We start from the raw sequence: 12813 nt of genomic DNA, 5'->3' as shown, positions 1-12813 counted from the left end.
TCAGTCCAGCGTGAAGTAGTCGGGGCCGGCGTAGTGGCCGGTGGTCAGCTTGGTGCGCTGCATGAGCAGGTCGTTGAGCAGTGACGAGGCGCCGAAGCGGAACCAGTCGGGGCTCAACCAGTCGTCGCCGACCGTCTCGTTGATGAGCACGAGGTATTTGATCGCGTCCTTGGTGGTGCGGATGCCGCCGGCCGGCTTGACCCCGACCTGCCGGCCCGTGCGGGCCCGGAAGTCGCGGACCGCCTCCAGCATGACCAGCGTGACCGGGAGCGTGGCCGCCACGGGCACCTTGCCGGTGGACGTCTTGATGAAGTCGGCGCCGGCCAGCATCGCGAGCCAGGAGGCGCGGCGGACGTTGTCGTACGTCCCCAGCTCACCGGTCTCGAGGATGACCTTGAGGTGGGCGTCGCCGCACGCCTCCTTGACCGCGACGATCTCGTCGTACACGTGGTCGTAGCGCCCGGACAGGAACGCGCCCCGGCTGATCACCATGTCGATCTCGTCGGCGCCGCCGGCGACGGCGTCGCGGGTGTCGGCGAGCTTGACGTCGAGCGGGGCCTGGCCGGACGGGAAGGCCGTGGCCACGCTGGCGAGGTGGACGCCGCTGCCGGCCAGCACCTCGGCGGCGACCGGCACCATCGCCGGGTAGACGCACACGGCGGCGACCGGCGGGCAGGTGGGGTCGGCGGGGTCGGGGCGCAGCGCCTTGGCGGACAGCGCGCGGACCTTGCCGGGGGTGTCGGCGCCCTCGAGGGTGGTCAGGTCGACCATCCGGATCGCCAGGTCGATGGCGGCCGCCTTGGCGGTCGTCTTCACCGACCGGGTGCCGAGCGCCGCCGCCCGGGCCTCCACCCCGACCTTGTCCACGCCCGGCAGCCCGTGCAGGAAAGATCGGAGATCGAAGGCGGAACCGGACACGCCGGGGAGCCTCGACGTCGTTGTCGCTGTCATGAGAGGGATTCTACGCGGCCCACCGACAGTTGATCTTGGATAGCCCCGGTAGGTTGAGCGGCGTGGACGTACTCGTCGTTGATCACCCGCTGGCCCAGTCCCGTCTCACCGCCATGCGGCGCTCGGAGAGCGACTCCGGCACCTTCCGCGCCGCCCTGCACGAGCTGACCACCATGGTCGTGTACGAGGCCGCCCGCGCCTTCGCCGTCGAGCAGTACCCGATCACCACCCCGGTCGCGCCCACCCAGGGCACCCGGCTGGCCAACCCGCCGCTGATCGTCCCGGTGCTGCGCGCGGGTCTCGGCATGGCCGACTCGGCGCTGGCCCTGCTGCCCGAGTCGTCCATGGGCTTCGTGGGTCTGGCCCGCGACGAGGACACGTACGAGCCGCGGGCGTACATGGAGTCGCTGCCGGGTGACCTCTCCGGGCTGCCGGTGCTGGTCCTGGACCCGATGGTCGCCACCGGCGGCTCGCTGCTGCACTGCTGCCAGCTGCTCGTCGACCGCGGCTGCACCGACGTGACGATCTGCTGCGTGCTCGCCGCGCCCGAGGGCATCCAGCGGCTCCAGGAGTCGGGGCTGCCGCTGCGGCTGGTCACGGCCAGCATCGACCAGGGCCTGAACGAGAAGATGTACATCGTCCCCGGCCTGGGCGACGCCGGCGACCGCCAGTTCGGCGGCATGCCGCGGTTCTAGCTGTAGGACCAGCTCTGGGCGCGGCCGTCGCGGAACGGCATGACGCCGTGGAACGGCTTCGGGTCCTCGGCGAAGACGAGCGGCAGGAAATGGCGGTCCGACTCCCACATGGGTACGCGGCCCGCCAGCATGTCCGCCACCGGCACCCAGTGCAGGCTGCCCTCCTCATTGCCGGACAGCGGGGTGCCCGACCACCGCGGGATGCGGAAGAGGAAGCCGAACCAGTTCTCCCCGTTGCGCCCGAAGCCGGGCCAGGAGACGGTGCCCGCGAGGTCGACGGCGCCGCACTCCAGCCTGGCCTCCTCGCGGATCTCGCGGCGCATCCCGGCGACGACGTCCTCGTCCGGCTCCAGCTTGCCGCCGAGCCCGTTGTAGTAGCCGAAGTGGATGTCGTCCGGCCGGGTGTCGCGCCGGATCATGAGGACCTCCCGGCCGTCCGGGGAGAGCACGTAGCCGAGGGTCGCGAGGGTCGCCTGCACGGCCGCCAACCTTAAGGGGTGGAGTTCCCGCCGATGCGCCGACGGGCCTTGCCGACGCTGCATATCCTGCCCGAATGGCCAGTTCGGTTCTCAGCGTCGTCGTGCCCGTGTACAACGTCGCGCCCTATCTCGACGAGTGTCTGGGCTCGCTCGCCGGGCAGTACCGGGACGAGCTCGAGGTCATCATGGTCGACGACGGGTCGACCGACGACAGCGCCGCCGTGGCCGAACGGTTCGCCGCCCGCGACCCCCGGTTCCGGCTGATCCGCCAGGAGAACGCGGGGCTGGGCGCCGCCCGCAACACCGGCACCCGGCACGCCACCGGCGACTACCTGATGTTCGTCGACAGCGACGACGCGCTGGCGCCGTACGCGGCCGAGCTGCTCGTCGGCACCCTGGAGAAGACCGGCTCGGACTTCTCCTGCGCCAACGTGCTGCGGCTGACCACCAAGGGGCTGAGCCAGTCGGCGATGCACCGCGCGCCGTTCGCCGCCACGAAGCTGCGTACCCATGTCAGTCACCTGCCCGCGCTGCTGGGCGACCGTACGGCCTGGAACAAGGTCTTCCGCCGCAGCTTCTGGGACCTGCACGACTTCGCTTTCCCCGAGGGCGTGCTGTACGAGGACATCCCGGTCACGGTCCCCGCGCACGTGCTGGCCAAGTCGGTCGACGTGCTGGACGCGCCCGTCTACTACTGGCGCGAGCGGGAGGGGCCGGACAAGTCGATCACCCAGCGCCGGGAGGAGCTGCCCGCGTTCCTCGACCGGCTGGAGAGCTGCTGGGCGGTGAGCCGCCTGCTCGGCCGATCCGGGCACGAGGGCATCAAGCGGCTCTACGACGAGTCGGTGCTCAAGAGCGACCTGATGCTGTTCGTCCGGGTGCTGCCCCGGGTGGACGACGACTATCGGCGGATCTTTCTGGACCGTACGAACGAGTACCTGGACACCGTCGACCCGAAGGCGATCCTCGAGCTGCCGGCCGCCCAGCGGGTGCTCTGGACGCTGGTGCGGCACCGGATGCTGCCGGAGATCCTGGAGCTCGCCCCGGTGGTGCGCAAGCAGCGCCGGATCGCCCGCCGGGGCCTGCGCCGCTACCACGACATGGACCTCTATCACGCGAAGCTGCCGCAGCTGCCGCCCGAGCTGTTCGCGGCGGGGACCCCGCGCCCGCGGACGAAGGTGCACGAGGTGGCGTGGGAGGACGGCAAGCTGCGGATCCGCGGTCACGCGTTCATCCCGGGCCAGTCGGCCGCGCACCCGTGGAGCACCTCGCGGCTGATCTGGCTCAAGGAGGCGGGCGGGCGCCGGACCCGGCGTACCCCGCTGATCAACCGGCGGTGCATCGACGCGACCGCGGACCACGGCTCGGCGCAGACCGCGTACGACTGGTCCGGCTTCGAGGCGATCATCGACCCGCAGGCGCTGCGTACGCCCGAGGGCGCCTGGCGCGACGCGGAGTGGTCGATCGTGACGGGGGTCGTGGGCCTGGGCCGCAAGAGCAAGGGCTCGCTGGAGATGGGTCAGCCCGCCACCCCGGTACGGCTGACCGCCCGGCGGTTCGGCGACGTGCGGGTCACGCCGTTCATCTCGGCCGGCCGGCTGCGCCTCAAGGTGGATCACGTCGGGGCCGTCCTGGATTCCGTCCGTCACGACGGGGACGCCCTGGTCGTCGCGGGCAGGTTCGCCGCGGGTGAGCCCACGACGGCGATCCTGTCGCGGGTGGACGGGCTGGTGTGGCGGCGATATCCGCTGCAAGCCGACGGGGATCGGTTCACCTTCGGCATTCCCGTGGGGGATCTGCAGCGCGACGGGGTCGCGTACCCGCCGCTGCGGGTCGGTGAGCCGGCGGACCGGTGGACGATCAGGCTGGCCGCCGGGACGAAGCGCAGCGGCGAGCTGGTCCTCGCGCTCGCGGAGGGTGCCGGGTGGGAGCCGATCGGCCTCGGCGCGCGGACCGTTCATGTGCACGCGGGCGACACCGGCGAGCCGGTGCTCGTGGCGCTGCCGACCGGGCCCGTGCTGACCGAGGTGACCACCGCCGCCCGGCAGTTCCGGTTCAGCGGGCGCCTGCACGGTCGCGCGGGGGAGTTCGAGCTGGTGCTGCGCCCGGCCAACGCCCGCGAGACCAAGGCTTTTCCCGTACGCGTGGACGGCGACACCTGGCACGCCGAGGTCGACCCCGTCGCCGTGGAGCACTTCGGCACGCCGGTCCGGATGCGTACGGGCACCTGGAACGTCCTCTGCCGCACCGCCGGCGGCCCGGTGGAGCCGCTGCCGGCGACGGCCGGCGCCCTGGACGCCCTGCCGTTGCCGCTGGCCGGGGACGCGCCCCGGGTGTCGCTGGAGCGGCTCGCCGACGAGCGCGTGGTGATGCGCATCCGTTCGGCGCTCGACGACGAGGAACGCGGCCGCGGCAACCAGGCCCGGCTGCGGGACCGGCACTACCCGGCGCTGCGGGAGAAACCACTGCGCGACCTGGTGCTCTACAACAGCTTCACCGGCCGGCAGTATTCGGACAGCCCGCGCGCGGTCCACGAGGAGCTCGTCGCGCGTGGGCTGCGGCTGGAACACCTGTGGGTGTCGGTCGACGGGCAGGCGCCGGTGCCGCACACCGCCGACGTCGTACCGTTGTGGAGCCGGCGCTGGTACGAGGCGCTGGCCACCGCCCGCTACATCGTCACCAACCAGCACCTGCCGGAGTGGTTCCGCCGCCGGGAGGGTCAGGTGGTCGTGCAGACCTGGCACGGCACCCCGCTGAAGCGGATCGGCTTCGACATCGCCGACGTGCGCTTCACCGACCGCCGCTACCTGGAGAAGCTGGCCCAGGAGGCGCCCAACTGGAGCTTCCTCGTCTCGCCCAACACGTTCAGCTCGCCGATCCTGCGCCGCGCCTTCCGTTACGAGGGCGAGCTGCTCGAGATCGGGTACCCGCGCAACGACGTGCTGTTCCGCGACCGCGAGGAGATCGCCGAGCGGGTCCGGGCCGTCGTCGGGATCCCGCCGGGACGCAAGCTCGTCCTGTACGCCCCCACGTGGCGCGACGACGAGTACAGCGGCGGCCAGTACCGCATCTCGATGCAGCTCGACACCCGCGACGCCGCCGAGAAGCTGGGCGCCGACCATGCCCTGCTGGTCCGCCGGCACCCCAACGTGCTCGACGAGATCCCCGGCGACGGTGACGGATTCGTCTACGACGTCTCCGCGTACCCGGACATGGCCGACCTGCTGGCGGCAGCCGACATTTTGATCACCGACTATTCCTCGGTCATGTTCGACTTCGCGAACACCGGACAGCCGATGCTGTTCTTCACATATGACCTGGCGTACTACCGTGACGAATTGCGCGGGTTCTACTTCGACTTCGAGGCCGAGGCGCCCGGACCGCTGCTGGCCACGTCGCCGGAGGTCGTCGCCGCGATCCGGGACGTCGACGCGATCGCCGCCCGGTACGCCGACCGCTACCGCGCGTTCGCCGCCAAGGCCTGCGACCTGGACGACGGCCACGCCGCCGCCAAGCTCGCCGACCGCATGCTCGGGGCCGCAGAGAAGGGGAGCCGATGATCTGGGACCGCACCAAGAAGCTCATCAAGCGCCGCATCGCCGGCCCTGCCGCGGATCCGCGCCTGCTCAAGGCCATGAAGGAGGCCAACACCGAGGCGCGCAAGCAGAACGAGCTGCTGTACGACATCCGCTGGGAGCTCAAGCAGCAGCGCAAGTATCTGGAGGGCTTCCGCGCGTACGCCTCGACCGCGATGTTCGCCGAGATCCGCGAGTTCACCCAGGCGCAGCAGCTGGGCTTCGAGGAGACCATGCGGCGGGTGGCGGCCGACCGGCTGAGCCTGGCCCGGTTCGGCGACGGCGAGCTCAAGATCATGCTCCGGCCGCAGTACAACCTGCGCTTCCAGCCGTGGTCCGCCCGGCTGGCCGGGGACCTGCGCGCGGTGCTGGCGATGGACGGCTACGACTCCGACCGGCTGCTCGTCGGGTTTCCGTACACGTTCCGCGACGCGCACTGGACCTCGGTGTGGCACGACATCTGGCCGGAGGTCAAACCGCTGCTGAACCCGATCGTCCCGTACGGCACCTCGCACGTGTCCCGGCCGATCTACTTCTCGCACCTGGGCCGGCGCGGCGCGGAGCTGTGGCGTGACGTGTGGGACGGGCAGGACATCACGATCGTCACCGGCGAGGGCTCCCGCTTCCATCTGGAGCCGGCGCTGTTCGGCAACGCCCGGTCCATCGACTTCGTGTACTCCACGGCGACCAACGCGTACGCCGACCTTCCCCGGCTCATGCCGGAGCTGGAATCCGGCGACTCCAGCCGGCTGTACTTGTTCGCGCTGGGCCCCGCCGGCACCCTCGCCGCGGCCTGGCTCTCGCAGCGCGGCCGCTGGGCCATCGACATCGGTCACATCAGCGAGAGCTGGGCGAACGTCTTCGCCGGCGGCGCGTGGCCGGAGGAGCTGGAGGTGGTCCGGAAGTAGTCACCGAGGCGGCCCCTCTGGCGGTTGCCCCGGTGACACCGGCCACTATCGTTTTCGACATGACCTCCATCGCGCTCGCCGAGGAGCTCCTGCTCCTCGCGTATGACGACGAGACCGGCAAGGCGACCGGTTCCCGTATCGGACTCGACCTCGGCATGGCCGCGGCCGTGCTGGTCGACCTCGCGCTCGCCGGCCGGATCGCGTACGCCGACGGCAACCTCGTGGTGAAGGACACGACCCCGACGGGGGAACCGATCGCCGACGCCGTCCTCGCCAAGGCGGCCGCCGACGTGCCGCACACCCCCGCGCAGTGGGTGCAGCGGCTGCGCCACCGGTTGCGCGAGCGGGTCCTCGAGGACCTGGTCGCCCGTGGCGTCATCCGCGACGTCGACGAGACCCAGCTCGGCGCGATCCACGTGCACCGCTATCCGACCACCGACCCGGCGTACGAGGCCGAGATCCGCAAGCGGCTCGCGGACGCGCTGATCACCGATGCCGTGCCGGACGAGCGGACGGCCGCACTCGCGACGCTGCTCGTGGCGACCCGCATGGAGCCCGCGCTGCGGCTGCCGCCGGAGGAGACGGCCCGCGCCCACGAACGCCTGGAACAGATCGCGAGCGGGGCCGGCTTCTCGGGCGGCGCGAACATCGAGGACTCGATCGTGCGGCCCAGCGTCGCGCTGGTGGTGGCCACCCTGAGCCGCGCGATCAGCGCGGCCCTGGGCACCCCCCGGGTGCTGTAGCGGCCTACAGACCCAACGCGGCGGAGACCTCCTTCCGGAGCTGGGCCATGCCCGCTCCGGAACGGAACCGCGCGGTGACGAGCTTGCCGGTGCCGACCGGCTCGATCACTTCCAGGTACGCCTTGAGCTTCGGCTCCGTGCCCGACGGGCGGATGACCACCCGGGCGCCCGCCGTCCGCAGGGTGAGCACGTCGGCGGCCGGGGCCCGGTCCTCGACGTCCGTGACCGGCTGGCCGAGCAGCGTGGCAGGCGGGTTCGCGCGGACCCGCTGCATCGCGCGGGTGATCACGGTGAGGTCGTCGACGCGTACCGACAGCTGGTCGGTGCGGTGCACGCCCAGCTCGGTGTCGAGCTCGTCCAGCCGGTCCCGCACCGACTTGCCCTCCGCCTTCAGGGCGGCGGCCAGCTCGGCGATCCGCAGCGCCGCCGTGATGCCGTCTTTGTCGCGGACCATGTCGGGAGCGACGCAGTAGCCGAGCGCCTCCTCGTAGCCGTACGCCAGCTCGTCGGCCGCGCGGACGATCCACTTGAAGCCGGTCAGCGTCTCCGCGTACGGCACGTCGCGCGCCGCGCACAGGGCCTTGAGCTGGGTGGACGAGACGATCGTGGTCGCGTACACGCCGGGCGTACCGGTGCGGATGAGGTGGTCGGCGAGCAGGATGCCCAGCTCGTCGCCGCGCAGCGCCCGCCAGCCGCCGTCCTCGCCGGTGGGCAGCGCCACGGCGCAGCGGTCGGCGTCCGGGTCGTTGGCGATCGCGAGGTCCGCACCGGTCTCCGCGGCGAGCGCGAGGAGCAGGTCCATCGCGCCGGGCTCCTCCGGGTTGGGGAAGGCGACCGTGGGGAAGTCGGGGTCCGGGTCGGCCTGCTCCGCGACCACGGCCGGCGCCTCGAACCCGGCGGCGGTGAACGCGGCCGCCAGCACCTCGCCACCCACCCCGTGCAGCGGCGTGTACGCGACCCGCAGCTCACGGGGGCCGCTCCCGAGGACGGCCGCGGCGCTGGTCACGTACCCGTCGACGATCTCCTCGCCGAGGACCGTGCCGGGCTCGCCCAGCTCGACCTCCGTCAGCGTCCCGACCGCCTGGATGGCCGCCTCGATGCCGGCGTCGGCGGGCGGGACGATCTGCGCCCCGGCACCGGCCGGCCCGCCGAGCTGCGCGCCCAGGTAGACCTTGTAGCCGTTGTCCTGCGGCGGGTTGTGGCTGGCGGTCACCATGACCCCGGCCACGGCGTCCAGCTTGCGGACCGCGTACGCCAGCACCGGCGTCGGCAGCGGCCGCGGCAGCAGCAGGGCTTCGCGCCCGGCGGCGGTGGCGACCCGCGCGGTCTGCTCGGCGAAGTCCTTCGAGCCGTGCCGGGCGTCGTAGCCGACGACCAGCGGGCCGTGGCCGCCCTGGGCGCCGAGCCAGGCGACCAGGCCGGCGGCGGCGCGGGTCACGACGGCGAGGTTCATGCCGTTCGGCCCGGCGCGCAGCCGGCCGCGCAGCCCGGCGGTGCCGAACGTCAGCGGGCCGGCGAACCGGTCGGCGAGCTCGGCCGCGCTCTCGGGGAGCCGGGCGAGCAGCGCACGGATCTCGTCGCGGCCGGCCGGGTCGGGGTCGTCGGCCAGCCAGGTCTCGGCCAGCTCGCGAAGGTCGTCAGTTGCCATGCTCAGTGGATAGCACGCCCGCCGCGCCCGCCGGCCTTCGGTGGCCGAATCGCCGGCTCAGCCGTCCAGCGCGAACGTCCGCACCAGGTTCTCGAAGATCGGCTTGCTCTCGGCGAACTGCTCCTCGGTGCTGGTCATGTAGAAGGAGTACGCCTTGCCGTTGGTCAGGATGGCGCCCCACAGCCCGTGCCGGGTGCCCGCGCAGGTGTACTCCAGGACCGCTCCGGGGTGGCCGCTGATCTGCCGGTCGGTGAGGCCGACCTGGGCGTACGGCTTGGGGCAGCTGGAGCCCTTCTTCTTGAGGTTGCCCTCGGCGATCTTCAGGAACGCCTGCGGGCTGCCCTTGCCCGGCTCGACCAGCAGGCGGACCTTGCGCTCGGAGCTCGGGTCCACGTAGTCGACCCAGCTGCCGCCGCTTTTCTTCGTCCAGCCCTTGGGCACGGAGACGCTGGTGCCTCGGCCCTTGTACGCGACCGTGGCGAAGCCCGGGTCGGCAGCGGCGTTGTCCTGCGGCACGCCGGCCGCGGTGGGCGTCTTGTCGTCGTCGCCCCCGCCGGAGAACGCGAGCACCAGAGCCACCACGAGCAGCACCGCGACGCCGCCGGCCGCGGCGAGCTGGGTGTTGCGCGGCCAGCCCTTGACCGTGGTGACCGCCTTGCCGACGGACTCGCGGACGGTCGCGACGGCGTTGTCGATCATCTGCTTGCGCTTGACCGCCGGGCTCCCCGCCACGGTGCCGCCCGACATGGGCTCTCGGGCGGCGCGGGCGCCGTCCCACTGGCGCCGCGGCGGCAGCACGCTGGTGGCCTCGCTGCCGCCCGGCCCGGACGGCGGGATCACGCTGGTGCGGTCGCCGTCGGGCCCCGGGTACGCCCCCGTGGGCTGGTCGGCGGCCGCCGCGGCCGGGCGCTTGCCGTCCGTGCCGCCCTGCTTCAGCTTCGCCAGGTGGCCGGAGAGCGAGTCGCCGGGCGCGAGCATGGCCCGGCCGCCGATCTGACCCGTCGGCTTCTGCTGCGGCGGGATCGGCTGGGTCTCGGCCGCCGGCGGGCGCTGCGACGGGACGACCGAATACGGGTCCGTCATCATGTGCGGCGGCGCCTTGCTGGCCAGCGGGCCGGCCAGCTGCTGGCGCAGCATGGTGCGCGCGGTCTGCACGTCGAAGCGGCGCGCCGGGTCCTTCTCGAGCAGGCCCATCAGCACCGGCGTGAGCGAGGCGGCCCGGACCGCCGGGGTGGGCGGGTCCTCCACGACGGCGTGCATGGTCTCGATCGGGTCGCCCTTGTCGAACGGCGGCCGGCCCTCGATGGCGGTGTAGAGCGTGACGCCGAGCGAGAACAGGTCGCTGGGCGGACCGAAGTCGCTGCCCATGGCGCGCTCGGGGGAGATGAAGTGCGGCGAGCCCAGGACCATGCCCGGCGTGGTCAGCTGCACGTCGGTGGGCATCCGGGCGACGCCGAAGTCGGTGAGCACGCAGCGGCCGTCGGTGCAGATCAGCACGTTGGCCGGCTTGACGTCGCGGTGCAGCACGCCGTGCGCGTGGGCCACCTCGAGCGCGCCGAGCAGGGCGATGCCGATCTTCGCGACCACCCGCGGGGCCACCGGCCCGTCCTCGATCACCATGTCCGCGAGGCTGCGCGCCTCCAGCAGCTCCATGACGATCCAGGGCCGGCCGTTCTCGTGCACGACGTCGTAGACCTGCACGACTGCCGGGTGCTGCAGGGCCGCGGCGGCGCGCGCCTCGCGCATCGTGCGCTCGTACATCGCGTCGCGGTCGCTCGGTGCCAGGCCGGGCGGAAGGATGACTTCCTTGATCGCCACGTCCCGGCGCAACAGCGTGTCGGCGGCACGCCAGACCGTGCCCATGCCACCGTGGCCGACCGCGGCGCGAAGGGTGTACCGCCCACCGATGAGCGTGCCCGGGGCTGCGCGTCCGCTGGTCGGAGCGGTGTTGCCACTGCTCCACGTCGGAATCTGAGTCACGTGAGATGCCACCGAATGGGGTGTAGGGGGCGGTCGGCCAACCACGCTATCTTGCCGGGTCCCACCCCGATTCGAAAAGCCGGTCATGGAGTGTTTCCGTGAACTTGACGGACCGTAGCAACGCTGTCGCATAGGGTGGAACTTTTCGGACGCGAGGTGCAAAATCCCTCACACCCCACAGCGCCTGAACGACGCCTTAGGATCGCGGTGTGAACGCAGAATCCGGGTTCGAGATCAAGCCGGTCTACGACAGCGGCGACCTGCCCGCCGATGTGGAGGAGAAGCTCGGCCGGCCCGGTGAGTGGCCGTACACGCGCGGCGTCTATCCGACCATGTACACGAAGCGTCCCTGGACCATGCGGCAGTACGCCGGCTTCGGCACCGCGGCGGAGTCCAACGCGCGCTACCACCAGCTGCTCAAGGCCGGGACGATGGGGCTGTCGGTGGCGTTCGACCTGCCCACCCAGATGGGGTACGACTCCGACGAGGCGATCGCGCACGGCGAGGTCGGCAAGGTCGGCGTGGCCATCGACTCCATCGAGGACATGCGGCGGCTCTTCCACGACATCCCGCTCGACCAGGTGTCCACCTCGATGACGATCAACGCGCCCGGGTCGGTGCTGCTGCTGCTCTACCAGCTCGTCGCGGAGGAGCAGGGCGTGCCCGGGTCGGCCCTGCAGGGCACGATCCAGAACGACATCCTCAAGGAGTACATCGCCCGGGGGACGTACATCTTCCCGCCCAAGCCGTCGCTGCGGCTGGTCGCGGACACGTTCGCCTACTGCCGTACGGAGATCCCGAGGTGGAACACCATCTCGATCTCCGGCTACCACATGGCGGAGGCGGGGGCCACGCCCGCGCAGGAGATCGCGTTCACCCTGGCCAACGGCATGGAGTACGTCCGCGCCGCGGTCGCCGCGGGCCTGGCGGTGGACGACTTCGCGCCCCGGCTGTCGTTCTTCTTCGTCGCCCGCACCACGCTGCTCGAGGAGATCGCCAAGTTCCGTGCGGCACGGCGGATGTGGGCGCGGATCATGCGCGACGAGTTCGGCGCGACGAACCCGAAGTCGATGATGCTGCGGTTCCACACCCAGACGGCCGGCGTCCAGCTCACCGCGCAGCAGCCCGAGGTCAACCTGGTACGCGTCGCCGTGCAGGCCCTCGGCGCGGTCGCCGGCGGCACCCAGTCGCTGCACACCAACGCGTACGACGAGGCCATCGCCCTGCCCACCGAGAAGTCGGCCCGGCTCGCGCTGCGGACCCAGCAGGTGCTCGCGTACGAGACCGGGCTCGTCGACACCGTGGACCCGTTCGCCGGCTCGTACGTGATCGAGGCGATGACCGACGAGGTGGAGGCCGCCGCGACCGCCCTGATCGAGCGGGTGTTCGGCTACGGCTCGGTGGTCGAGGCGATCGAGCAGGGCTTCCAGAAGCAGGAGATCGAGACCTCGGCGTACCGGATCGCCCAGCAGATCGACGGCGGCGAGCGGGTCGTGGTCGGCGTCAACCGTTTCGGCGCCGATGAGGAGGAGAAGTACGAGCCGTTGCGTGTCGACCCGCGGATCGAGGCGGAACAGGCCGCGCGCCTGGCCACCCTGCGCGCCGAGCGGGACGGCCCGGCGGTCGAGGCGGCCCTCGCCGACCTGCGCAAGGCGGCCGAGGGTACGGACAACGTGCTGCCGCCGATGCGGGAGGCGTTGCGCCGCCGTGCCACGGTTGGTGAGGTCTGCCACACGTTGCGCGGCGTCTGGGGGGTACACCACCCGGTGGAGCACTTCTGACCGCTACTTGGATTTGAACCGCGTCACCTCCGCGATTCGTAACCCGTTGTAGG

9 protein-coding genes are annotated in these 12813 nt (G+C 71.8%); 5 read left to right on the top strand and 4 right to left on the bottom strand.

The features are described 5' to 3' along the window. Positions 1-951 (bottom strand): deoxyribose-phosphate aldolase, encoded by a 951-nt coding sequence (gene deoC, locus AB0K03_RS12625; RefSeq protein WP_364683637.1) that lies wholly within the window; start codon positions 949-951, stop codon positions 1-3. A 62-nt stretch (positions 952-1013) separates the two neighbouring features. On the opposite strand from deoC, the gene upp reads away from it, so the two are divergent. Continuing rightward, positions 1014-1646, top strand: coding sequence for a uracil phosphoribosyltransferase (upp, locus tag AB0K03_RS12620; protein ID WP_364683635.1), 633 nt, complete (start codon positions 1014-1016; stop codon positions 1644-1646). Here upp and AB0K03_RS12615 read toward each other — a convergent pair. Continuing rightward, positions 1643-2125 carry an 8-oxo-dGTP diphosphatase gene (locus AB0K03_RS12615; RefSeq protein ID WP_364683633.1) on the bottom strand — a complete coding sequence of 161 codons (483 nt, stop codon included), beginning with the start codon at positions 2123-2125 and terminating at the stop codon, positions 1643-1645. The genes upp and AB0K03_RS12615 overlap by 4 nt on opposite strands. 74 nt (positions 2126-2199) lie before the next feature. Here AB0K03_RS12615 and AB0K03_RS12610 point away from each other — a divergent pair, with 74 nt between their 5' ends. The 3 genes from AB0K03_RS12610 to AB0K03_RS12600 are packed head-to-tail and all read left to right on the top strand — an operon-like array spanning position 2200 to position 7351. Beyond that, positions 2200-5685 carry a bifunctional glycosyltransferase family 2 protein/CDP-glycerol:glycerophosphate glycerophosphotransferase gene (locus AB0K03_RS12610; RefSeq protein ID WP_364683631.1) on the top strand — a complete coding sequence of 1162 codons (3486 nt, stop codon included), beginning with the start codon at positions 2200-2202 and terminating at the stop codon, positions 5683-5685. Further along, entirely contained in the window at positions 5682-6608 is a 927-nt protein-coding gene (locus AB0K03_RS12605; RefSeq protein ID WP_364683629.1) for a GT-D fold domain-containing glycosyltransferase, read from the top strand. The genes AB0K03_RS12610 and AB0K03_RS12605 overlap by 4 nt, the downstream gene beginning before the upstream one ends. Positions 6609-6667: 59 nt before the next feature. Beyond that, a complete protein-coding gene (locus tag AB0K03_RS12600) occupies positions 6668-7351 on the top strand; it encodes a GPP34 family phosphoprotein (RefSeq protein ID WP_364683627.1) in 684 nt (227 codons plus the stop codon). A gap of 4 nt (positions 7352-7355) precedes the next feature. Here AB0K03_RS12600 and AB0K03_RS12595 read toward each other — a convergent pair whose 3' ends face one another. Both AB0K03_RS12595 and AB0K03_RS12590 read right to left on the bottom strand, forming a co-directional pair. Then, positions 7356-8999 carry a phospho-sugar mutase gene (locus AB0K03_RS12595; protein WP_364683625.1) on the bottom strand — a complete coding sequence of 548 codons (1644 nt, stop codon included), beginning with the start codon at positions 8997-8999 and terminating at the stop codon, positions 7356-7358. A 57-nt stretch (positions 9000-9056) separates the two neighbouring features. Further along, complete coding sequence (locus AB0K03_RS12590) at positions 9057-10979, bottom strand: protein kinase domain-containing protein (protein WP_364683623.1); 1923 nt, start codon at positions 10977-10979, stop codon at positions 9057-9059. 209 nt (positions 10980-11188) lie between these two features. On the opposite strand from AB0K03_RS12590, the gene AB0K03_RS12585 reads away from it, so the two are divergent. Beyond that, positions 11189-12760, top strand: coding sequence for a methylmalonyl-CoA mutase family protein (locus AB0K03_RS12585; protein WP_364683621.1), 1572 nt, complete (start codon positions 11189-11191; stop codon positions 12758-12760). The last annotated feature ends 53 nt before the right edge of the window (positions 12761-12813 follow it).

Origin of the sequence: Actinoplanes sp. NPDC049316 (assembly GCF_040677315.1) — a bacterium.
Taxonomy (GTDB): Bacteria; Actinomycetota; Actinomycetes; order Mycobacteriales; family Micromonosporaceae; genus Actinoplanes.
This window is presented reverse-complemented; position numbering and strand designations above follow the sequence as displayed.